The sequence below is a fragment of the Streptomyces sp. NPDC020875 genome (assembly GCF_040641415.1).
Classification (GTDB): Bacteria; Actinomycetota; Actinomycetes; order Streptomycetales; family Streptomycetaceae; genus Streptomyces.
This window is the reverse complement of sequence record NZ_JBFADP010000038.1, coordinates 44,034-65,748: the sequence shown is the minus strand read 5'-3', so window position 1 is coordinate 65,748 and position 21,715 is coordinate 44,034. Positions and strand designations below refer to the sequence as shown.

The following is a 21,715-nucleotide window of genomic DNA, read 5'->3' as shown; positions in this document are numbered from 1 at the left end:
GTACGAATGGAGGGTTTCGTAGCGGGGTCGTGGCGGGTCAACGGTCCGCGGCGGCCAGAAGCGCCGAGAGCCGGTATGCCTTGCGGCGGCGCCCGTCGGGGAGCGTGACATCGCGGGACCGGACCTCGTACGGGGCCAGGAGCTGGGCGAGGCGGGCGGGGGTGAGGTCGGCGTAGCGCCAGCGGCCCTCCGCCCTACCGGGCCGGGTGCGGAGGGCGTCCACCAGGTCGGCGGAGGCGAGGGCGTCGGGGTTCCCGAACGCGGCGAAGACCCCGAGCGCCGTATCCAGAAAGCCGGGCGACTTCGGCCCGGCAGGGCGGGAAAGAAACTCCGGCCCCTCGTCGCTGGGATCCGGTGCGTCGTCCGCGCCGTCGTCGGAGGCGGTGCAGGGGCAGGAGGTTGCGGAGAGCAGGAGTGCCAGTTGGCGTCCGGCGGTGAGCCGGTCGACGAGGAGGCCGGTGATCTCCTCGGCCAGATCGGTATCGGCCAGGACCTCCTCCTCGGCGGGGCTGTCGGGTCCGAAAAGCTGCGCGTCGAGGCGCTGGACGGTCAGGGCGGCGTCGAGTACCGCCCGGTGACGGGGCAGCTCGCGGGGCAGCGGGGTCCTGAGCACAGCGGCGGCAACAAGATCGAAATCGGTGGGGAACGGGAACGGGTTCGTCAAAGTACGGGACCTCTCGGGGTGGGCGGGGAAAGGGGAAGCGCCGGCCGCGAAAGCGGAGGGCGTGCGGGGGTCGCCCGGTGGCCGGGCGGCAGCTGGGGGGAGCGGGTGCGGGAGGCGTGGGCCATAGCGCCGAGGGGGCGGGTGCGACCGAGGCGGGCGCGGGCCGTGTCGTGCAGCCGGGGACCGGCGGGCCGGACAGCCACGACATGTACCTCCGTACGGTGCGCGGAGGCCGCCGGAGCAGGGCGCTGGATGTACACCAGGCCCCACTGGGCGTCGTCGCCGAGCGGCAGTTCGCGGAGGCCGGACAGCCCGCCCGGCAGCCGCACTCCGCCCGGTGCTGTGCCGGTGGTCAGCTCGGGCAGGCGGGCGAGGGCGTGCTCGCGTACCGCCTCGGGCGCGCCCAGGAGGTCGGTGACCAGCCGGGGGTCAAGGCTGAGCCCCGAGATCGCCGTCATGAGCTGCTCTCCCCGGACCGGTCCGCCGGTGCGGGCCGCGGGGCGCGGGTGGAGGGCTTGGGTCCGGGCAGCAGCCGGTGGGCGGGCCGGTCCGGATCGGTCATACAGGCCGACAGCGGCCCGCCGGGAGCCCGTACGGCGGCCATGGTGTGGGTGAGGAAGTCGCGGTGCCACACCAGCATCCCGGACAGCCCGGCATCGGGCTCCTTGTGCTGCTGGTAGGCCATCCACAGGGCGTGCAGCCATGCGGTGACGTCCTGGTGCTCCTGCCACCGGTCGCACCACGGCGCCGCGGTGGTGACCTCCGCCCCGTAGGCGGGCAGAAGGAAGCCGTCGACCCAGTCCGTCAGAGCGTCGACCTCGTCCTCAAGGGCCTCGCCGTCGAGTTCGAGGATCGGCTTCGGCTCCGGAGGCGGAGGTGGCGGCGGAGGCATACCCGGCATTCCCGGAAACCCCGCTGGGAGACCGAAGCCGGCGAACGGTGAGGGACCGCTGCCTAGGACGGAATCACCCCCGGGGACGGCGGAGAGGCTGTCGAGCTGCCGCGCCTGCTCCGCCGTGCGGTCCAAGAGCCTGCGTACATCCGCCTCAATACTCTCCAGGCCGGACTCGGGAAACCGAATGGGCTCTATCTCCCCTTCGTCGAGGGGGTCTATGGGGTCAGCCAAAAGTTCAGGTCTCCTTGATCCCCGATTTCACCAGCCGGGGATCGATTGCTACAACACCGGCGCGTACGGCACAGGCCGGATCGCGAATACCTCCGGCCCGTGCCGCACGGTCTGGCTGTGTCAGGCGGAAAGAACGAACTCGTCCTGGGTACGGGTCTGCTGCAGGGTTTCGGTGAGCCGGTCGGCGGCGATCTGCGCGTAGTGCTTGGTCTTCTCGACGCCGATGAAGTCGCGGCCCTCCAGCAGGGCCGCGACCCCGGTCGAACCGGAGCCGGCGCAGAAATCGAGCACGGTGCCGCCCGGCGGAGCGATGTGCACCAGCTCGCGCATCACCGACACGGGCTTCTGGGTGATGTGCTTGCGGTCCTTGCCCGAGGGCTGCGACGCCGAGTACAGACCCGGCAGATAGACCGGGTTCCGAGCCCCGTCGATCGGACCGTTGGACGCCCAGACGATGAACTCGCAGGACTGCTTAAAACGGCCCTTCTGGGGCCTGGCCTGGGGCTTGTGCCAGGCCAGAACGCCTCGCCACAGCCAGCCCGCCGCCTGGATCGCGTCCGTGGTGACGGGGAGCTGACGCCAGTCGGTGAACAGAAGCGCGGTACCGCCGGTCTTGGTGAGGCGGTGCGCCTCGGTCATGACCTGAGTGAGCCAGAAGCCATAGCTGCGCTGGTCCATGTTCTCGCCGGTGAAGTCCGGCAGCGTGTGCCCGGCGTCCGCGGAGGTGTACTTCTGGCGCGCGGTCCGGCCGGTGCGCTCCTTCGCCGTGCGCCCGCCGGAGTTGTACGGCGGGTCGGTGATGACGGAATCGACACTGTCGTCCGGCAGCCCGGACAGGATGGTCAGGGCGTCGCCCTGGTGGAGGGAAAAAGGCAAAAGGGAACCCCGGAATCGGTCGGGAACAGGGTGGGGGAATCCCCCTCGGCGCCGCACAAGGAGTCCACGGGCGGCAGGCGGGCAGGGAGAAGCGCGCATGACCGTGGAAGGGCGTGCTGGGGGATAACAAAAACTGTAGGGCACGATCCCCGGTTGACCGCTATCGCCACCGGACCCGATCCACGGGTGACAGGTCCCGCGCGGGAACTACTTCGCCAACCGGGGATCCGGCCCTAGAGTTTTGGAACCGGGCCGGCGAACACCGCTGCTGCCCACCCCACCCCCCTTTTCCCTGTCCACGGAGGCTCCGTGTCCCAGCACCTCTGATTCCCCCCTCGGCGGGGGCTGCGAGCGGCAACTCGCATCCCCGTGCAGGCCCCGAAATCGCCCATCACCGGCCGCCTCCCCCTTCCCACCGCTGACGCGGACACAAAACGGCCGGACCTCACCAAAGGACCATCCGTGACACCCCCATGCCCTGAACCGCCGGACATCCGCCCGCCGACCGCCGACCGCCGTTCGGGAGGCGGATCCGGTTGAAGGGACTGGCTGCCGCCGTCGGTGTGTTCTGCCTCTCCCCTCTCCTGATCGCTGGCGTGGCTGTCGTGGCCGCGGCCGGAAGCGGCGCCGCGGTCAACGCCGCGTCCTGTGTGCCGGGTTCGGATGTCGACACCGCGGCGGTGGCCAAACAGGTCGCCGCGATCCTCGGCGGTGAGGGCGCGGACGCCGATATCCGGATCGAGGGCCTGGAGCTGCCCGACGAGCAGATCCCCCACGCGAAGACGATCGTCGCCACCGGTATCTCCATGGAGGTGCCGGGGCGGGGTCAGGTCGTGGCGCTGGCAACCGCGCTCCAGGAGTCCCGGCTCCGGAACCTCAACTACGGCGACCGGGATTCACTCGGCCTGTTCCAGCAGCGCCCCAGCCAGGGCTGGGGAACCCCGGAACAGGTACGCGACCCCGTCTACGCGTCCACGAAGTTCTACGAGGGGCTGCTGAAGGTGGCGGGGTGGGAGTCGATGACGATCACCCAGGCCGCCCAGGCGGTCCAGCGCTCGGGATACCCGGACGCCTACGCCCAGTGGGAGCCGCTCTCCCGCGCCCTGCAAACAGCGATCGTCGCCGTCCTGCCCGAAGGCGGCACCACCCCGGACGGGACCAGCCCCGATTCCGGGTGTGTGCCCGGGGAGAACGGGGCCGAGTTCGGGCCGATCCCGCCCGGCACGGTGCCCAAGGGGTACGAAATCCCGGAGGACGCCGACCCGCGGGCGCAGAAGGCGATCCGCTGGGCGATGGGCCAGCTCGGCACCCCCTACCAGTGGGGCGGCTACTGTACTGACCCGCGCGGCCCGGACCCGATGGGACGGTGCGACTGCTCCAGCCTCACGCAGCAGGCGTACGCCGCCGCCGGGGTCACCCTGACCCGCACCACATACACCCAGGTCAAGGAGGGCACGGCGGTCTCCGCGAAGGCCCTGCAGCCCGGTGACCTGATCTTCTCCCGCGGCACCGCCGTCCGCCCCGAACACGTCAGCCTCTACATGGGCTCCGGGCTGCTGATCAACGCCCCCAGGACCGGGACCGTCGTGCGCATCGAGCCCGTCGCGGACACCACGATCCTCACCGTGCGCCGCGTCCTCTAGCCCCTCCCCTCTTCCCTTCCGCTCACATTCCCACAGGTCAACGGCCTGTGTATGCAAGGAGTGCCGTCATACCCATGTCCGTCTCCGGCCGTGTGGCCCATCTCGCCTTCGATCCGGGTATCAAGCCGGCCGCCGGTGGTCTCCCCGGTCTGGATGTCCTCAAGGACGTCGTCTCCTCGATCAACTTGTTCGGCATCGTCGCCGTCGTCGGCGCCCTGGCCGTATCGCTGGGTGTGTGGGCCTGGGGCCACCACTCCGGCGGTCACCAGGCCGAGTCCACCGGTAAGAAGGGCGCCCTCGTGAGCGCCGGTGCCGCGCTCGGCCTCGGCGCCGCCAACGGTGTGGTCGAGTTCTTCAGCAACTTGGGGACCCAGGTCAACTAATGAAGCCATCCCGCACCTCCGCGCTCCACCGCCATACCGGCCACTGGTCGCCCCGGCGGCGGATCACCGCCGTCGCGGTCGCGATCACCGTGCTGGTCGCGCTCGCCGCTCTCGTCGCCTGGACCACCGGCGACCAGGACCAGAACCGCACCACCACCCCCGCTGCCGCGAGCAGCGCCCCGGCCACGAAGGACCGCCTCGGCCCGCCGGTACCGGGGACGGGTTCGGTGGCGGCCCCGCCCCGGCTCGACGATCCCCTCGCCTACGCCCGGGCCGCCGCCGGGATGCTCTGGTCGTACGACACCCGTACCACCAGTCGTGATCAGCAGCTTGCCGGGATGCGCGGCTGGATGTCGCCGGAGACCAAGTACACCGACTGGCCCGGAATCCGGTCCCAGGTGCCGGATCCGGTGCTGTGGTCGCGGATGCGGGACAACGCCCAGCACGCCACAGCCACGGTCACGGACGCGAAGTTCCCGTCGACGTTCAAGCAGGCACTGGCCGAGGACCCGGCGGCGCTGACCGAGGCGTACATCTACGCGGTCACGGTCACCGGCAAGCAGACCATCGGCTGGAAGGACGGCGGGGGCGGCGCGGAGGACCGTGCGGTCACTCTCGCCGTCCAGTGCCGGCCGAGCACGTACTGCGGCCTGGTGTCGATCGCGCCCCGCGTTGCCCCTTAGCCCACTGACCTGACAGATAAGGAGGTCCCGGTTCAGTGGACTTCTGCTCCCTCCCGGTCGCGGACAAGATCTGCGACGCAGCCGACGCGATCGACTTCGTCACCGATCCCGGCAAGGCCATCACCGAGGGCATCGGTAACTGGATCGCCAAAAGCTCGGGTGAACTCGCCGCCGCCGCGGCGGAACTGGCGGCCGACGCCGTCAACGCGACCACCAGCATCGACCTGAACGCCGGATGGTTCCGCGACAACTACGAACTCCTGCTGCCCATCGGCCTCGTCGTCCTCGTGGCCACGTTCTGTGCCCAGCTCGTGCGGGCCGCGATGAAACGCGACGGCCAGGCCCTCAGTCAGGCGTTCACCGGCACGGCCAGCGGCGTGCTGTTCGCGTTCACCGCCATCGCCCTGACCACGGTCGCCATCGAAGTCGTCGACGCCCTCTCGGACGGACTCTTCAGAGCCGCGAACACCTCGGTCGAGGACTCCGTACGCCGTATGGTCAAGGTCAGTCAAATCGGGGCCCTGTCCGGACTCGGCTGGCTCGTTCCGACTTTCGCCGCGCTCGGAGCCGCGATCGGCGCGTTCCTGTACTGGTGCGTGATGATGGTCCGCAAAGTCGGAATCCTCGTCCTCGTGACCCTGGCCGTTTTCGCGGCGGCCGGAGGGGGCTGGGAAGCAACCCGCAGGTGGCGCCGCGGCTGGATCGAGGCCACCGCCACCCTCGTCGTCTCCAAGCTGGTGATGACGGTGATCTTCCTCCTCGGCGCATCCGCCATGGGCAACACCCAGTCCGAGGACGGTATCGCCGCTCTCGCCGACGTCATGGCCGGCATCGTCATCATGTGCCTCGTCCTGCTGTCCCCGTACGCGACGTTCAAGTTCGTGCACTGGGCGGCCGAGGGCACCGACGGCGAATCCATCCACCGCGCCGGCGGCGCCGGTGCCCAAGTCGCCCGCCAGTACACCGAGCAGGCCGCGCGGAAGGCCGCCGCGACGGCAGCGACCGGCGGAGCCGGAGCAGCAGCCGGTGGCGCCGCGCCGCACGGGCCGGATTCCGTTCCGGAGTTTCCCGGCGACATCGCCTCCACCTCCATGCCCACCAGCAGCGAAACCAGCAACACCGGTGGCGGAGAGCAGCAGGGCGACAGCAGTGGTGGGACCGGCGGTCTCTCGCCGGGCGCCGACACCGCGGTCCAGGGTCTGGAGAAGGCGGTACGGTCCGCCACCAGCGACGACCGCCCTGGAGAGTCCGACCCCACCGGCGCCCAGCCCGGGCCCAGAGCGACCGAGCCCGCCGTGAACACGCGCGCTCCCGGTGAGTCCCTGCCGGGGACCGGTGCCTCGTCGCCGCCCCCGCAGGGCGCCCCGCCCGCACCGGACAGCACCGGCCGCCCGGCGGCCGGTCCCACGGCCGCCGGCCCGTCACCTACCGGCGACTAACCCCCGCGCCTCACATGCGGCAGGGGGCGGGACACCACCACCTCCGGTGTTCCGCCCCCGGCGCTCCGCCCCCTGTCCGCCCCGCGTCTCCGGAACGGTTCCCCTCCTTGTCTGATACCGCTGTCGCCCCGCTCACGGTCAAGTTTCCGCACCGCTCCCGGCGCGGGATCCTCCTCGGGCTGTCCCTGCCCCAGCTCCTGCTCACCTCCGCCGCGCTCGCCCTGCTGATGGTCACCGTGGTGTCCACCGGCCTGACCGGCGCCGCGGCTCTCGCCCCGGTGTGGGCCGCGGTCGCCGCCCTCGTCCTGGTCCGCCGCCGGGGCCGGTCCCTGGTCGACTGGGCACCGGTCATCCTGCGCTACGCCTACCGCCGCCGTACCGGACAGACCCTGTGGCTAGCCCGACCGGTCTCCCGCCCCCGCCAGGACGGTGTCCTCCACCTCCCCGGCACCAGCGCATCGCTGCGCGTCGTCACCCCGCACGGCTCCGAAGCAGCCGCCGTCTACGACCCCCACCGCCGTACCCTCACCGCCATCGCCCGCGCCTCCTCCCGCGCCTTCGCTCTCCTCGACCCCGCCACCCAGAACGCCAACGTGAACGGCTGGGGCAGGGCCCTGGCGAGCATCTCCCGCAACGGGAACATCGCGGCGGTCCAGGTCCTGGAGCGCACCGTCCCCGACTCCGGCGACACCCTCGCCCGGCACTGGACCCGGCACGGCCACCCCGACACCCCCGTCGCCGGGCAGGTGTATACGGACCTCGTCGCCGCCGCCGGCCCGGCCGCCGCCCCCCACGAGGCGTACCTCGCGATCTCCCTCGACCTCCGCGCCGCCAAACGCCTCATCAACCAGGCAGGCGGCGGGCTTCCGGGTGCGTTCATCGTGCTGGAGCAGACCACCGCCTCCGTCGCCCAGGCCGTCCGGAATGCCGGGCTGACCGTGACCGGCTGGCTCACCGCGAACGAGATCGCCGCCGTGATCCGTACCACCTACGACCCGGCCTCGCTCGCCCGCCTCCAGCAGTGGTCCGACAGCGGGAAGGCCGAGGCCGACCCCGCCGCCGCCGGGCCCGTCGTCCAGATCGAGGAACACGACCGCGTCATCACCGACACCGCCCGGCACGCCACCTACTGGATCGAGAACTGGCCCCGCACCGAAACCTCCCCCGGTTTCCTGCACGGGCTCATGTTCTCCGCCGGAGTGCGACGCAGCCTCTCCCTTATATACGTGCCGCAGAAGCTGGAGGCGGCGCTGCGGGACGTCCAGCGCACCAAGGCCAGCATCGTCGCCGACGCCAACGAGCGCAGGAGGCGGGGCATGGTCGACTCCGAGGCCGACAGCGTCGAGTACGCCGACGCGAAGGCCCGCGAACGGCAGCTCATCGCCGGGCACGCCGACGTCGACCTGACCGGGCTGCTCACCGTGTCCGCGGAGACCGACGCCCTCCTCGACGCCGCGTGCGCGCAGATCGAGACCGCCGCCGGATCCGCCCAGGTCGACCTCCGCCGCCTGGACTACCAGCAGCCCGCCGCCCTCACCACCAGCGCCCTCCCTCTCGCCCGCATCGCCCTGTGAGCATGCCCGTATCGCCGTCTGCTTCCGACCTCCCCCGGATCTTCGGCCGTTAGGACACCTTGACCACACCCTCACCCCCGGATGGGCTGCCGTTCCTGCGGGCCGCGACCGCCGGTCTGCGCCACCACAGCCGCACGGGCGCGGACCGGTCCGCGGACCGTACTCATCTCGACACCCTCCACGCCCACCTCACCGCCCTCCACCAGCTCCTCGACAAGCTCACCGCCACCACCCGGCCCCCGCATCCGGCCGCGGGCCGCCTGCTCGCCACCGCGCACACCCGTATCTGGCAGGCCGGCGCTGCCGTGCACGACGCCTTCCACACCCTCCCCACCAGCACCAGCACCAGCACCGCCTCCGGTGGCGACTGCGAGCCCCGGCGGCTGCCGGAGGGCCCACCGTTCCTGACGATCTGCCACCGGCACCTCGCCACCGGCCACGTCGTCCGCCGCAAGACCACCCCCGCCGACCACACACCGCTCCACGGCCATACCGCCCCGGCTTCATGAGCGGACAGCACCGCCGAAACGGAAACCCGATGCCTCACCGGCCCGCCCGCCGAGCCCGCCGTGCTTCCGCCTCCCCGCTGTTCACCCCGCACGGCACCAACCGGTCCAGCCGCCGCAAGGCCCGCCGCCAGCTCGCCGAAGCCACCGCCAAGGCCCGAGACCGCGCCACCGCCCACCACGGAACCGTTCCGGCCGAGGAGCCACTGCCCCCACCTCTCTACGGACTCGCCGGACGGCCCGGGCCCGCCTCGGCCCGCGGATCCCGGCTCAAGCTCCCCGCACACCGTATGACCACCGCCATCGCCAGCGGGGCGTACCCGTTCCTCGCCGAGGGCGGACTCGGCGCCGACGGCATCTACATCGGCCGCGACGTCCACGCCGAAGCCGCCTTCTCCTTCGACCCGTTCTCCCTCTACGGGAAAATCGAAGGGTTCACCAACCCCAACATCCTGCTCGCGGGCGTGATCGGACAGGGCAAGTCGGCCCTGGCCAAGAGCTTCGCGCTCCGCTCGATCGCGTTCGGCTACCGCGTATACGTCCCTTGCGACCCGAAGGGGGAATGGACGCCGGTCGCCGCCGCGCTCGGCGGCACCTCCATCGCCCTCGGCCCCGGCCTCCCGGGAAGGCTCAACCCGCTGGACGCCGCCCCGCGTCCGGTGTCCGTTCCGGAGGAGGAGTGGGCGGGCGAGATCCGCAAGCGCCGCCTGCTGCTCCTCGGCTCACTGGCCCGGACCGTCCTGGGACGGGACCTCGCCCCGATGGAACACACCGCTCTCGACGTCGCCCTCGACGCCGTCGTCTCCCACGCCACCGCAACCGGACGGGCCCCGCTGCTCGGTGACATCGCCACCACCCTCAACAACCCGGGCCTCCTGGACATCGCGGGCGGGGCCCTGTCGGGACGGCTCGGCGACGCCGCCCGCGACCTCGCCCACGCGCTCCGCCGTCTCGTCCACGGCGACCTCGCCGGCATGTTCGACGCACCCTCCACCGCCGTCTTCGACCCCGGCTCGCCGATGCTGACCATCGACCTCTCCCGGCTCGGAGGATCCGGCGACGACACCGCCCTCGTCCTCGCCATGACCTGCGCCTCCGCCTGGATGGAGAGCGCGCTCACCGACCCGAACGGCGGCCGGCGCTGGATCGTCTACGACGAAGCCTGGCGCCTCATGCGCCACCCCGGCCTCCTCCAGCGCATGCAGTCCCAGTGGAAACTCTCCCGGGGACTGGGCATCGCCAACCTCATGGTCATCCACCGGCTGTCCGACCTCCTCACCGCGGGCGACGCCGGATCCCGCGGACGCGCACTGGCCGAAGGACTCCTCGCCGACTGCTCCACCCGCATCATCTACCGCCAGGAAACCGACCAACTACAGGCAGCCGCCGGCCTCCTCGGCCTCACCACCGTCGAAACCCAGGCCATCGCCCACCTCAACCGCGGCCGAGGACTCTGGCGCGTCGCCGGACGATCATTCATCGTTCAACATCTTCTGCACCCGCACGAGCGACAGCTCTTCGACACCGACGCCCGCATGCACTAGAACCCCGCCGGACGAACAAGCCCCCGGCACCCCGAACCGCCCGGACAACCCACGGTAAACCCGCAGACACCGACACCACACCCAGCCCTGCCAAGCCTGATCACACCGCCACAGGAGCACAACATAGAATCTCACCCCACCACATCCCTCCTTCCGCCGCTCGACGAGGACGACCTCGCCGCCCTCGCCCAGGACATCGGCGACAACGGACTGCTGCAGCCCATCGTCCTGGACAGTCACGGACGAATTCTCGACGGCCGCGGACGGCTCGCCGCCTGCGAACAGGCCCACGTCGAACCGGCCTTCATCACCTATGAGGGCAACGACCCCGACATCTACGTCCTGTCCGTCAACCTCCGGCGCCGCAGCCTCACCAAGGGCCAGGCCGCGATGATCTCGGTCAAGGCCCGTTCCCTGGGGGAACAAGAGCGCTGTTCCTCCAGGGAACAGACCGCGCGTTCCCTCGGGGAACAGCTCGGAGTCGCCGTCGCCGTCATGGGCCGGGCCGGCATGGTCCTCCAGCACGCCCCCCATCTCGTGGACCCGGTCATCGCCGGCGCCATGGGACTGAACGAGGCATACGCCACCGCGCAGGAGAACAAGGCCAAGGCCAACAGCGCCGAGGTGCAGCTCGCCCGGCTGCGGGAGGAGGACCCCGAACTGGCCGACCGGGTCGTCGAAGGCGACCTGACGCTCGCCGGGGCGTGGGCCGAGCGCACCGCGCGGGTCGAGGAGGACAAGCGGCAGCGCCGGGTCGCGACCCGGCTGCTGGAGGAGATCGTGCCACCCCTCGCCCAGGCCCGCGGAACGAGGACCTTCATCCGGTACGACCCCGCGTTCGCCTCCGGTACGCCCATCACCCGCGAGACCATCGCCCACGCCATGACCGCGCTCACGGAAATGGACCAGGTCTGGCAGGAGCGTGACCTGCCGTGAAACCCACCACCAACACCCGCCTGCAGCAGATCGTCGAGCAGTGCGCCATCGCACTCACCGACGCCGACGGGCGGGTCAGCAAACGCGAACTCACCGTGGCGGTCCGTGAACAGCTCACGAGCGACGACCTCGACCACCACACCAAAACGGCCGCTCTCGGCCAGCTGGCCAGCAGCCTCGTCACCGGATTCGGAGAGCAGCGCAACCCCCGGCGCCGGCGGGCCGATACGCTCTTCCACCCCCGGGACCTGATCAAGCCCGGCAACGGCGTCTGGGTGTGGATGGACCAGGCCACCGACTCCGACCTGCTGGCCTGGAGCCGCCTCTCCAGGCGCAACCGCGCCCGCGTCGACCGAGCGGACGACGAGGTCCAGGACTACGTCGACCAGCGAACCGACGCCTTCCGCACCCACACCGGCATCGTCCGCCTCATCGACCTCGAACGCGCCGCCTTCGGCTGGAACGACACCGACGACGAACCCGAAGAACCCGACCAGCCCGGGCTCTTCGCAGCCTGACCCGGCACCGAACAGCACCCGCACCACGCCCGCGACGCCGCCGGTGGCCCCGGACCCCGAAATCCGCCCACCGGGGCCGGGGCCACCGGGCCGGCAGTCCACCCTCACCATCCGGAGCCGCCTTCTGACGACCCGTTCGTTCATTGCCCGCCCCACCCCCGACGGGTACACCGGCATCTACGTGCACCTCGACGGCGCCCCCGCCTCCAGACTCCCCCTGCTCCTTGCCGCATTCCAGTACCGCTTCGGCCGGAACCTGACCGTCATGACGCGGCATCTCGTGGACGACGTCGCCGTCGGCTGGGACGAACTCGGCAGCGACCTCCTCAACGGGGCCCCGGTCCAGACCCTCACCCTCCTGACCGGCGGAGAAGTGTGGCCCAGCCGCACACTCGACCACCTCATCACCCCGGACGGGTCACCACCGGTCCGCATGACGGTCACCGAAACCACGGCCGCCGACACGGACCTGCAATGGGGCTACATCCTTCACCCGGAAGGCATCGAGGTCATCGCCGTCACGGCGTACGAACGCGGCCCCCTCGTCGACTGGGACACCGACCCGCTGTCCCTCATCAGCGACAACCCCGCCCACTGGGCACCCGGCCGACCCGCCCCCCTCGCCGACCGCCAGCCCACACCCGCCCCCGCGCCCGCGTCCGCCACACCGCCAGCGGCCGAAGGCGCCCCTCAACGCCGAGCCGCCCGCCGGTGAACCAGCTCTCCCCCCGCCTCCTGGAGTCCTTGTGTCCCAAGACCTGTACGAGGTGAGCCCGCGCTATCTGGCGGCCAGCCCTCCCTCCGATCACCGCGACCACCTCAACGCCCTCGCCGAGAACACCGGCTGGACCCTCCACACCGACGGGCCAACTGCGGTCGTAACCAGCCCGTGCGAGCGGATCGTCGTACGCCACGACCAGGCCGCCGAGAGCTTCGGTCCGCACCTGGTGATCACCGCCCGCACCGGGCCCGGCGCCCCGGTCCGGTGGCGGGCCGATATCGCCGGCAACACCCCCGTCGAAATCCTCACCACGCTCACCACCACGATCACTACCGCGCTGGAGACCGATCCGGACCATCTGGTCTACGACATCGCCGCCGTCCCGGAACAGCCGATCACGCTGCTCGCTGACGCCGGGGACTGGGAGTTCGTCCACGGCCCGGGCGTCGCCGGCATGAGGTCTACCGACGGATACGCCGCAGCGCTTCAGCACGCACCGGACGACCCGGCCCCACCACTGCGCGACGACCCGACCATCGCCTGGCACCTCTTCGCGACCCACCCCGCAGGATCCCTGTGGGCGGTGTCCTTCACCCACGACACCCCTCTGTTCGTCGTCGCCTCCGCACTCGAACAAACCCTGTCGCCCGAACCGCTCATCCGCCCGGCCGGCCTCGCCCGGCATCCGGCCTTCGCCCCCCTGATCACCACCCGCCCCGTACCCGCCAAGCCCGCGCAAACCACTACCGGTCTCCCTCCCCAGCCCCCGGGTCCCGCCCAGGGCAGCGCGAAGGCACGGTGAAACGGAGAGAAGGGCCTTGACCTCCCACGCCGCTTCGACGCCGCCCGCCCGGATCGCCCTCTCCCTGCGCGAGGGTCCACAGATTGCCGCCGTCGCCACCGGCGAGCAGTACAAGTGGGCCGAAACCGCCCTGCGGGCCGCCGGATGGCAGCGGACCGGAAACGGGGTCTACACCCGTCCCGCCGCCGACCGGAAGGCAGCGGAGCTCGCGTTCGCCACACTGGTCTACTTCGCCCGCCGGCACCGGGCCGCCGTCGTTACCAGCACCCGTCCCTACCTCGGCGACGTCGCCGGCACTATCGCCCGCCAGCTCCCCGGACCGTGGGTCACGGCCGTCGAGGTCTACAGCCACCCGGTGTGGCAGGAGGACCTGGTGCCGTGGCTGTGGGACTCCGGCGACCTGATCCACGCCGTTCAAGCCGGGCAGGTCACCCACGCCGCGAAGCTCACCAACCCGGCCGCGGGCGTCGATCTGCTGATCGTCGAGCGCCCAGGCCACCCCGCCGGGTACGTCGCCGGGGCATTCGCTCCCGACGGGTTCGACGACAACTTCGAAGATCCTCACGCGCCGACGAGCATCGTCCTGCCCCAGGACCCCCGCCAGGCCGCTGCCGAGATCATCGAATACCTGTCCGCCTACCAGCAGGCCCTGCTGCACCACACCCGCGTGCATGCCCCGGGCAGCGCCCCGCTCCCGGCTACCGGCACCGTCCCCGCCCTGCCGCCCGCCTCCGGGCCCACCCGCCACCGCTGAAAGTCCAAGGAGGCATCCTGCTCTCCCAGTTCCATATCGGCACCCATCCCGAATACGGGATCGCCGCGTCCGCCCGGGCCGACATGCCCGCCCACCTCGCCGACTGGTACCTGACCCGCGAGCAGTTCGAGACGGTGCCCGACCGGCCCGGCTTCTACCGGCTCACCGACCCCGGCCGCGACGGCACACGGCGCGCCCGCCAGGCCGTCCACGACCTGCGCGTCCAGGGGTTCACCGTCCACGCCGACTACACCCTCGACCCGGCATCCGAGCACGATCTGCCGGAGCTGCTCGCCACCGCCCGGCAGACCCGGCTCGCCCGCGCCGCCACAACCCGCTCCCCCCAACTCACCACCACGGCCTCCCCCGTGCCACCACCCGCCCCGGCACCCGCAGCCACAGCCGATGTACGGCGGGCGGGCAGAAGCCGCTGACCGTCCCGTCGCCGTCGCGGACGCCACCGGCCCAGCCGTGGTGCCCCTCGCCACCGAACCGTTCCGGAGTACCTCTTGCCAACCAGCGCTGAGATCACCCTCCACCTCAGCCCCGAGGACGGGCTCGTCGCCGTGCCCGCCGGTCCCGGATACGACTGGGCCCGCGCTGTGCTCGACCTTGCCGCATTCGAGGAAACCTACGAGGGCATCCACACCCTTCCCCTGTCCGATCCCGAGATGGCCCGCCGGGCCATAGACAACCTGCATATCGTCGCCTTCCGTTTCGGGGCCCGCGTCGGCACCACCGACCGGCCCTTCATCGGTGACACCGCGCGCCGCATCGCCCAGGGGCTTCCCGGAACGTGGGAACTGGCCGTGGGCCATCTCCAGCTCCCGCACTCCGATGCCCGGCAAAGTCTGGACCGGGCCTGGTCAGTGCCCGGCGGCCCGTTGCCTGTGGCCACAAGGTCCCACCTCCGGGACATGCCCGCTGCGGCATTCTTCTCCGACCACGCCGGCCGCGAGCTCGTGGTGGTGGCGCGGCCCTGGGACGACACGGTCCTCGTCGGTGCGATCGCCCCACATTCCGAGTTCCCCTCCCTCGACGTACGCCAGCCCGCCAGCATCTCCGCGAAAACCATTCCCGCCGCGCGGGCGCAGGTCACCGGGCGACTGCTGCCCTCCTACGACCGGGCCCTGGTCGAGGGCCACCGGCGGATGCTGGACACCGTGCTGAACGGGATCCGTGAGGCCCGGGCCAGCGAAGGATGGCCCGACCTGCTCCCCCTGGCGGCCGGTGCAAGCCAGCACGTGCCCTACCTGCTCCAACATCTGCGCGGGTCCGGAACCCGGCCGCTGTCCGGACAGTCGGCCGCGGCCCTCGACCGCGCCGAAGAAGTATTCGGTGCCGGCATACCGGCAGACGTGAGGCGGACAGCCCGGGTACTGGAGGCGTGGCTCGAACACGGGACCCGTATCGCCGACATGATCGACACGCTCGATCCCCACCTCGCCGACACACCGCCACCGGCAAAGACCGCCCCGGCACTGCCCCCAGGACTTCCTGGACAGGCAGCCGGATCACACCCGCAGAGGTAACACCCCGGAGCAGCCGGCCGATACCGCACGGGCACCGCCCCACCCTCCCCTCCCGACTCGAAAGCCCCCTCATCTCTCCGCCACGCTCCGCCGAACAACCGCCCTCCCCATCGCGCGGCCCCCTGCGGGTGGTCCTGTCCCGCCCCCATGTCGTCCGGCTGCTGACGGCCACGATGGTCGGGCGTCTCCCCACCGTCATGGTGCCGATAGCGGTGATCCTGCTGATCACTACGGCCAGCGGGTCGCTCGCCACCGGCGGGCTGCTCGGCGCCGTCTACTCGCTGACCGCCGCTCTGTCCCAGCCGGGCAAGGGCAGGCTGCTGGACCGGTACGGGCCCGTGCGGGTCTCCGGACCGGGCGCCGTCCTGCACGCCGCCACCTTGCTCGCCCTCCCGCAAGCCGCTGGAGCGCACCGGGCCGTCGCCGTGGCGGTGGTGGTGTTCGCCGCGCTGACCGCGCCCCCTCTGGAGGCGGGCCTGCGGGCCCTGTGGCCCCGGATACTGACCGACCCCGCAGAACGACGGGCCGCCGTCCTTCTGGACAGCACGTGCTCCGGCCTCGTCTTCATCACCGGCCCCCTCCTCACCGGCGGCCTGGCCGCCGCGCACGGCCCCGACGCCGCGATCCTTGCGGCCGCCGCCCTCGGGCTGGCCGGCGCGGCGGGCGTCCTCATCTCCGTCCCGGCACGGTCATGGCACCCGGCCGGCCGCCCGGTACGGAGGTCCGGACAACTGCTCACGGCCTGGCTCGGCGGCCTGGTCGCCGTCCTGACCGGAACGGGCCTGGCGACCGGCGCGATGAACGTGTGGGCCGTCCGGCTCGCCGACGAGAACAACGACGCCGCCCTCACCGGACTGATACCGGCCGTCTTCTCCCTCGGCGCCCTGACCGGGAGCATCCTGCTCGCCCGCCACCTCCACCGCGCAAGCACCCGACGACACCTGGTCACCGGCGCGGCAGCGCTCCAAGTGGCCTGGTTCGTCCCCCTGATCGCCGCGCACCACCACCCGGCGAGCGGTGTCACCGTGGCGGCCATGGCCGTGCCCGGCCTGTTCCACACCGTCGTCACCACCAGCGTCGTCCTCACGGTGCAGAGGCTGGCCCCGGCAGGACGGCGGGCGGAGGCGTACGCGTGGCTCATCCTCGCCGGCGGCACCGGACACGCTCTGGGCACCGCCCTGGGCGGCGCTCTCGCCGCGCACCCTCTCGGCGGACCCGTCCTTCCCGCGCTCGGCGCCGCACTCACCCTCGCCGCGGCCATCCGCACACCGACACACACGGCGCCGGACGTACGCGCGTAGACCCACACGGACCGTCCCTCAACTACTGTCCCAGGAGGCACAGATCCCCGCTTCGCCCCAGCCGTCCGCAGGCGCCGTCAGCCGAGCCCGCGACTTCGCCCTGCGGTTCTCGGTCATACACCTGCGCTGCGAGTCCGTTCTCGACCGCCTGCGCAACCGGCACGGAGCCGTCATCGACGCCCGCGCCGCCGCCGAGGCAGTCGCCGAACGCGACCACGCCGCCTCCGAGGTCTACCGGACCATCCTCATGCAGCACACCGGGACACTGCTCACGGCGGCCCGCGGCGCACTGGACAGCCTGCCGCCCGCCCGGTACCACACCGAATGGTCCGCGCGACTGGACGACCTCCAGTACGCGGCCGACCAGATCGAGCAGATCTTGTCCCAGGCAGCCTCCGAGCCGGGCAGCGAGGCCGCCCGCACCGCGCAGCAGGCCATGTGGCCCCATCTCGTGATATGGGCCGAGCACACAAACACCGCCTGCGACCTGGCCGACCAACACCAAGCTGCGCCTGCGGCCACCGCGCTGTCCAGCGACGAACTACGGGAGTGGACGCAGATAGCCCGGGCGGCACGGTCCTCCGGCCGCCTCACCCCGTATGAGTCCTGGTACGACGCCGACCAGCGGCTCATCACCATCGCCGTCCTTGAGCACGAGGACGAGACGTTCACGGCGGTGGCCCTCGCGGGAGACCTCGACAGCCCGGACGTACAGGTCCTGGGGCACTACGAGGACGAGCTGGAGGCCATCGGCGCGAGCCCTCCCCCCGTTCCGCCCGGCGTGCTGCACCCCAGCGCCTCCCCCTACGCGGAGCGTGTCCACTCCGCGGAAGTGAGCTTCCAGGCCCTGATCCAGGACGTCCGCGAGGCCCGCCGGGCATCGGATGTGGCGGAGGCGATCGAGACCGCCGTCGACCGCTACGGGCTCTCACGCGGCCAGCTGGTCCGCCTGGAGGAATTCGTCAGCGTCTGTGCGGAGTTCGCCCAGGCCCTGGGTACCCAGCACGCCCAGCGCGTGGCGGGGCGGCTCGGTGCCCTGTCCCGGCAGTTCGCCGTTCTCACCGCCGAACTCAGGGAGGCCGGTGACGACCTGAGCTCAACCGTGGCCGTACTGCCGCCCCACCGGACCCGGCACGCCCACCGTCCTCCCGGCACCGGCCACCCGGCCACTCCCACAACGCTCCCCGTCGCGGCACCACCCGCCACGATGCCCGCGCACCGTCGCTGATGCCCACGGTCCGGGCATCAGCGACTCGTGGCGCGGCGCCGTACTCCGGCTCTTCGTTCCCGCCTTCGTCCAACACCTCGCCCTTTTACCGCCACCACCGATAGGAGACCCAGCTTGTCCGAAGCACCAGCAGAGCCGTTTATGCCGATCCGGCACTCCATCACCGGCGAGATCACCACCACCGGCTACAACGCCGCCGCCCGGCGGATCCTGCTCCGGGACGGCTTCGAAGAGGCACCGGGCTGCGCCTGCCGGGCGACGGAACCCGGTACGGAGCGGGCGCACGGGCCTGCTCGGCACCCGGCGAGCTGTGCGTCGCCGGCCATCCCCTGCACCTGTACCGAGCCCTCGGTCGGCCGGTAGGCGCAGGCTGACCCGGTCGCCACTGTCCGTGATCCGCTCCGAAAGCAGCCGGCCTCTCCAGTGCATCGCCAACCCCGGCCACATCCGTACCTGTTGAAGGGACTTCGTTTTGACCACACCCGGACCGCCTGCCAGTCCGGCGCGCACCAAGGGCGGCGAACTGCGGGCCAAGGTGGCCCGGCTGCTGGCCGACCGGCCGACGGACACGCTCACGATCGGGGAGATGGCCCGGCTTCTGGGCCACTCCCACGGCGCGGTCCGTAACGCCGCCCTCACCCTGGTGCGGCGCGGCGAGGCCGGCCAGAGCGGATCCGGGCAACCGTCGTTCCGCGCGAATGCGAAGACCGCCGCTGCCGCGCAGTCCGCGGTGATCAGCCCGCCGGGCACCCACGCTCCCCGCGCCCAGACGGCGGCCACGTCCCGCACCATGATTCCCGCGGCAGCAACGCCCAAACGGAGCGGGCCGATCCGCCGCGCGGGGGGCCAGCTCTACCATCCCCGGGAGCTGGCTGACCTGCCTGACGTCGAGGCGCTGAATCGCCTGCGGGACGCCGATGTGCCGGTGCTGCTCTACGGCCCGCCGGGTACCGGAAAAACGAGTCTGGTCGAGGCCGCGTTCCCGGACCTGCTCACCGTCGCCGGTGACGGCGACACCACGGTCGGCGACTTGATCGGCGAGTACACGCAGGCCGACGGCGGAGGCTATGTCTTTCAGTACGGTCCGCTGGTCACCGCGATGACCGAGGGCCGCGCCCTGCTGATCGACGATGCCACCCTGGTCTCACCGAAGGTCCTGGCGGCGCTGTATCCCGCGATGGACGGGCGCCGGCAGATCCAGGTCAAAGCCCACAAGGGCGAGACGATCAAGGCCGAGCCGGGGTTCTACGTGGTGGCCGGGCACAATCCCGGCGTCCACGGCGCGGTGCTGACGGAGGCGCTCTCAAGCCGGTTCAGCGTGCAGATCCAGGTCGGCACGGACTATGACCTCGCCCTGGCCTTGAGGGTCGATGCCCGGGTGGTCCGGGTCGCCCGGCACCTCGCCCGCCAGGTCGAACTCGGCGAGCTGGGCTGGGCCCCCCAACTGCGGGAACTGCTGAGCTACCAGAAGACCGAGGCCGTTCTCGGCACGAAGGCCGCGCTCGCGAACCTGGTCGGCATCGCTCCTGTGGAGGATCGCGACGCCGTCGCCGACGCCGTCGTCAAGGCCGCCGGTGTCCAACAGGTCGCGCCGCTCACCCTCGGCAAGCAGCTCCCCGCCACGGCCGCCCGGCAGCCCCCGGGCACCGGCTCAGCACACCGGGGCCGCTCGCGATGAGCGCCCACCACCACGTCCAGCCCCCCGCCACCACCCGGGACGACGCCGCCGACCTCGCGCGCTGGGACGACGACGGCGCCCCGCCCGCGCAACCCCGTTCCTCCCCGGCCGCGTGGCTGCGCGTGGGAGCCGAACTCGGCGACCGGCTGGTCGCCCTCTCCGGCCGCCAGGACCTCCTCGTCACCTGCCGCCCCGGCACGCGCAGCGGCGCACCGGCCGCGTTCTTCCCCGCCCTGGGCGAGGTCGAGTTCGACGCCCGCCTGTTCGCCCCGCTGAAGCCCCACGAGATCCATCCGCGGATCGTGGGCGACGAGGAGCGGTATCCCGCCGCCTGGGGCGTGTTCGTCCACGAGGCCGCGCACGCGGCCCACTCCGTCTGGACGGCGCCTGCCGGAGCGGACCCCCGTGTCGTCGAGGCCGCGCTCCTGCTGGAGGAGAGCCGTGTCGAAGGCGCACACCTGGCCAGGCGGCCCACGGACCGCACGTATCTGCGCACCAGTGCCCGGACCCTGGTCATGCCCGACATCGCCCACCCCGCCCTCCAGGGTATCGAGCACGCCGCATCCGTGGCGGCCCTGATCCTCGGCCGCCGTGACGTCGGCATCCTGGACGGCGGCGAGACCCGGGCCGTCGCCGATCTGTGCGAAAAGGTACTGGGCGCACCGCTGCTGGCCACCCTGACCCGTATCTGGACCGCGGCCCACCGGTGCGCGGACCACGACGCCACGGCGATGCTCGCGCACGCGAAAGAATGGTGCGACGCTCTGGATACCGCGGCCCCCGCCCTGCCCGTGCCGGAGGGCCTTGCCGATCTGCTGTCCGTCGCCGTGGGGGTCGTCATGGACAGTGCGGCCGCCACCGACGCCGCCGACCTCGCGGCACAGGCCGCAGCGGCCGATGCCGTGGCCGCGCAGTCCAAGGCGCAGGCCCAGGACCGCGCCCAGCGGACCGGCCGGCGACGCAAAGCCGCCGCCACCGCCAAGTCGGTCTTCAACTCCCGTGGCACCACCGTCGCTCCCGACGGCACACCGGCGCCCTACGACAACCCGGTCACCGGCACCCGCAGGCCCACCGCCGCCGAGCAGAGTGCCGCCTCACGCCTGAGCCGCGCCCTGCGTGCCGCCGCCTACCGCGAGCGGACCGAGGAGCGGACCACCAGCCCCACCCCGCCCGGCCGCCTCAACATGCGCTCAGCCCTGGCCCGCGACGCCCAGCGCGCGGCCGGGTCGGTCCCCACCGCGGAACCGTTCACCCACACCCGCCGCCGGAACTCCCCCACCCCACCGCTGCGCGTGGGTATCGCCGTCGACGTGTCCGGGTCCATGCGTGCCGCCTGCGCGCCCGTCGCCTCCGCCGCCTGGATCGTGGCACGCGCAGCAGCCCTGACCGACCCCGACTCCCTCACGGCCACCATCGCCTATGACCATCACCTGACCGCATTGACCCGACCCACCCACCGGGCACCAGAACGGGTGACGGATTTCGACGCCAACGGCGGCCACCACAACCTCGGCGACGCCATCGACGCACTCGACCACGGCCTCGAACTCAGCCGCCCCGGCGCCGGCCGCCTCCTCGTGATCGTCACCGACGCCCGGTACAGCAGATCCGAAACCGCTTCGGCCGTCACCCGCATCAAGCAGCTCACGACCGCCGGCTGCGCCGTACTCCAGCTCACCCTCACCGCCCAGTCCCTCCACTTGCCGGGGACCACCTTGCTGCACCTGCCCCGGCCCTCCAGCGCTCCCGCCGCCATCGCCGCGGCAGCCACGGACGCCATCCGCAGGACACGCTGAAACGACGCAGG

24 protein-coding genes and 1 pseudogene are annotated in these 21,715 nt (G+C 71.8%); 20 read left to right on the top strand and 5 right to left on the bottom strand.

The genetic code is table 11. The features are described 5' to 3' along the window. Window positions 1-37: 37 nt before the first annotated feature. The 4 genes from AB0G74_RS22330 to AB0G74_RS22315 all read right to left on the bottom strand — a co-directional run bounded on the left by AB0G74_RS22330 (window position 38) and on the right by AB0G74_RS22315 (window position 2,666). A complete protein-coding gene (locus AB0G74_RS22330; protein WP_361148893.1) occupies window positions 38-664 on the bottom strand; it encodes a DUF3631 domain-containing protein in 627 nt (208 codons plus the stop codon). Then, the gene (locus AB0G74_RS22325) at window positions 661-1,122 is read right to left on the bottom strand and encodes a hypothetical protein (RefSeq protein ID WP_361148891.1); all 462 of its coding nucleotides are present in this window, start codon (window positions 1,120-1,122) and stop codon (window positions 661-663) included. Before AB0G74_RS22325 ends, AB0G74_RS22330 begins: the two co-directional genes overlap by 4 nt. Further along, window positions 1,119-1,754 (bottom strand): DUF4913 domain-containing protein, encoded by a 636-nt coding sequence (locus tag AB0G74_RS22320; protein WP_361148946.1) that lies wholly within the window; start codon window positions 1,752-1,754, stop codon window positions 1,119-1,121. Before AB0G74_RS22320 ends, AB0G74_RS22325 begins: the two co-directional genes overlap by 4 nt. 156 nt (window positions 1,755-1,910) lie before the next feature. Continuing rightward, complete coding sequence (locus tag AB0G74_RS22315) at window positions 1,911-2,666, bottom strand: site-specific DNA-methyltransferase (RefSeq protein ID WP_361148889.1); 756 nt, start codon at window positions 2,664-2,666, stop codon at window positions 1,911-1,913. 536 nt (window positions 2,667-3,202) lie between these two features. Here AB0G74_RS22315 and AB0G74_RS22310 point away from each other — a divergent pair. From AB0G74_RS22310 to AB0G74_RS22235, 16 genes and pseudogenes are all read left to right on the top strand, one after another. Further along, entirely contained in the window at window positions 3,203-4,309 is a 1,107-nt protein-coding gene (locus AB0G74_RS22310; protein WP_361148887.1) for a C40 family peptidase, read from the top strand. A 74-nt stretch (window positions 4,310-4,383) separates the two neighbouring features. Then, window positions 4,384-4,692 (top strand): DUF6112 family protein, encoded by a 309-nt coding sequence (locus AB0G74_RS22305; RefSeq protein WP_361148885.1) that lies wholly within the window; start codon window positions 4,384-4,386, stop codon window positions 4,690-4,692. Then, window positions 4,692-5,375, top strand: coding sequence for a hypothetical protein (locus AB0G74_RS22300; RefSeq protein WP_361148883.1), 684 nt, complete (start codon window positions 4,692-4,694; stop codon window positions 5,373-5,375). The genes AB0G74_RS22305 and AB0G74_RS22300 overlap by 1 nt, the downstream gene beginning before the upstream one ends. Before the next feature lie 35 nt (window positions 5,376-5,410). After that, window positions 5,411-6,814: an ATP-binding protein gene (locus AB0G74_RS22295; protein WP_361148881.1), complete on the top strand. Its 1,404-nt coding sequence runs from the start codon at window positions 5,411-5,413 to the stop codon at window positions 6,812-6,814. A gap of 107 nt (window positions 6,815-6,921) precedes the next feature. Then, entirely contained in the window at window positions 6,922-8,388 is a 1,467-nt protein-coding gene (locus AB0G74_RS22290; protein WP_361148879.1) for an SCO6880 family protein, read from the top strand. 59 nt (window positions 8,389-8,447) lie between these two features. Then, a complete protein-coding gene (locus AB0G74_RS22285) occupies window positions 8,448-8,897 on the top strand; it encodes a DUF6238 family protein (RefSeq protein WP_361148877.1) in 450 nt (149 codons plus the stop codon). 29 nt (window positions 8,898-8,926) lie between these two features. Then, window positions 8,927-10,438: an ATP-binding protein gene (locus AB0G74_RS22280; protein WP_361148875.1), complete on the top strand. Its 1,512-nt coding sequence runs from the start codon at window positions 8,927-8,929 to the stop codon at window positions 10,436-10,438. Window positions 10,439-10,525: 87 nt separating this feature from the next. Next, a pseudogene (locus AB0G74_RS22275) lies at window positions 10,526-10,675 on the top strand (hypothetical protein); the annotation flags it as partial. A gap of 273 nt (window positions 10,676-10,948) precedes the next feature. After that, complete coding sequence (locus AB0G74_RS22270) at window positions 10,949-11,374, top strand: hypothetical protein (RefSeq protein ID WP_361148873.1); 426 nt, start codon at window positions 10,949-10,951, stop codon at window positions 11,372-11,374. Then, the gene (locus AB0G74_RS22265) at window positions 11,371-11,892 is read left to right on the top strand and encodes a hypothetical protein (RefSeq protein WP_361148871.1); all 522 of its coding nucleotides are present in this window, start codon (window positions 11,371-11,373) and stop codon (window positions 11,890-11,892) included. The genes AB0G74_RS22270 and AB0G74_RS22265 overlap by 4 nt, the downstream gene beginning before the upstream one ends. Before the next feature lie 265 nt (window positions 11,893-12,157). Then, a complete protein-coding gene (locus tag AB0G74_RS22260; protein WP_361148869.1) occupies window positions 12,158-12,607 on the top strand; it encodes a hypothetical protein in 450 nt (149 codons plus the stop codon). 31 nt (window positions 12,608-12,638) lie between these two features. Then, entirely contained in the window at window positions 12,639-13,415 is a 777-nt protein-coding gene (locus tag AB0G74_RS22255) for a DUF317 domain-containing protein (protein WP_361148867.1), read from the top strand. Between the two features lie 16 nt (window positions 13,416-13,431). Next, window positions 13,432-14,169 carry a hypothetical protein gene (locus tag AB0G74_RS22250; protein ID WP_361148866.1) on the top strand — a complete coding sequence of 246 codons (738 nt, stop codon included), beginning with the start codon at window positions 13,432-13,434 and terminating at the stop codon, window positions 14,167-14,169. Between the two features lie 83 nt (window positions 14,170-14,252). Continuing rightward, window positions 14,253-14,603, top strand: a complete 351-nt coding sequence (locus tag AB0G74_RS22245) for a hypothetical protein (RefSeq protein WP_361148864.1) — start codon at window positions 14,253-14,255, stop codon at window positions 14,601-14,603. Between the two features lie 75 nt (window positions 14,604-14,678). Further along, window positions 14,679-15,701 carry a hypothetical protein gene (locus tag AB0G74_RS22240; RefSeq protein WP_361148862.1) on the top strand — a complete coding sequence of 341 codons (1,023 nt, stop codon included), beginning with the start codon at window positions 14,679-14,681 and terminating at the stop codon, window positions 15,699-15,701. Between the two features lie 128 nt (window positions 15,702-15,829). Then, complete coding sequence (locus AB0G74_RS22235; RefSeq protein ID WP_361148860.1) at window positions 15,830-17,002, top strand: MFS transporter; 1,173 nt, start codon at window positions 15,830-15,832, stop codon at window positions 17,000-17,002. 22 nt (window positions 17,003-17,024) lie between these two features. On the opposite strand, the gene AB0G74_RS22230 is transcribed toward AB0G74_RS22235, so the two are convergent. After that, a complete protein-coding gene (locus AB0G74_RS22230) occupies window positions 17,025-17,258 on the bottom strand; it encodes a hypothetical protein (RefSeq protein ID WP_361148859.1) in 234 nt (77 codons plus the stop codon). Between AB0G74_RS22230 and AB0G74_RS22225 the strand changes: the two genes are divergently transcribed. The 4 genes from AB0G74_RS22225 (at window position 17,250) to AB0G74_RS22210 (ending at window position 21,704) form a co-directional block, all read left to right on the top strand. After that, on the top strand, window positions 17,250-18,230 hold the full coding sequence (locus tag AB0G74_RS22225) for a hypothetical protein (protein WP_361148857.1): 981 nt from the start codon (window positions 17,250-17,252) through the stop codon (window positions 18,228-18,230). The genes AB0G74_RS22230 and AB0G74_RS22225 overlap by 9 nt on opposite strands. A gap of 141 nt (window positions 18,231-18,371) precedes the next feature. Next, on the top strand, window positions 18,372-18,593 hold the full coding sequence (locus AB0G74_RS22220; RefSeq protein WP_361148943.1) for a hypothetical protein: 222 nt from the start codon (window positions 18,372-18,374) through the stop codon (window positions 18,591-18,593). Window positions 18,594-18,765: 172 nt separating this feature from the next. Beyond that, the gene (locus AB0G74_RS22215; RefSeq protein WP_361148941.1) at window positions 18,766-19,908 is read left to right on the top strand and encodes an AAA family ATPase; all 1,143 of its coding nucleotides are present in this window, start codon (window positions 18,766-18,768) and stop codon (window positions 19,906-19,908) included. Then, window positions 19,905-21,704: a hypothetical protein gene (locus AB0G74_RS22210; protein ID WP_361148855.1), complete on the top strand. Its 1,800-nt coding sequence runs from the start codon at window positions 19,905-19,907 to the stop codon at window positions 21,702-21,704. The genes AB0G74_RS22215 and AB0G74_RS22210 overlap by 4 nt, the downstream gene beginning before the upstream one ends. Window positions 21,705-21,715: the final 11 nt, after the last annotated feature.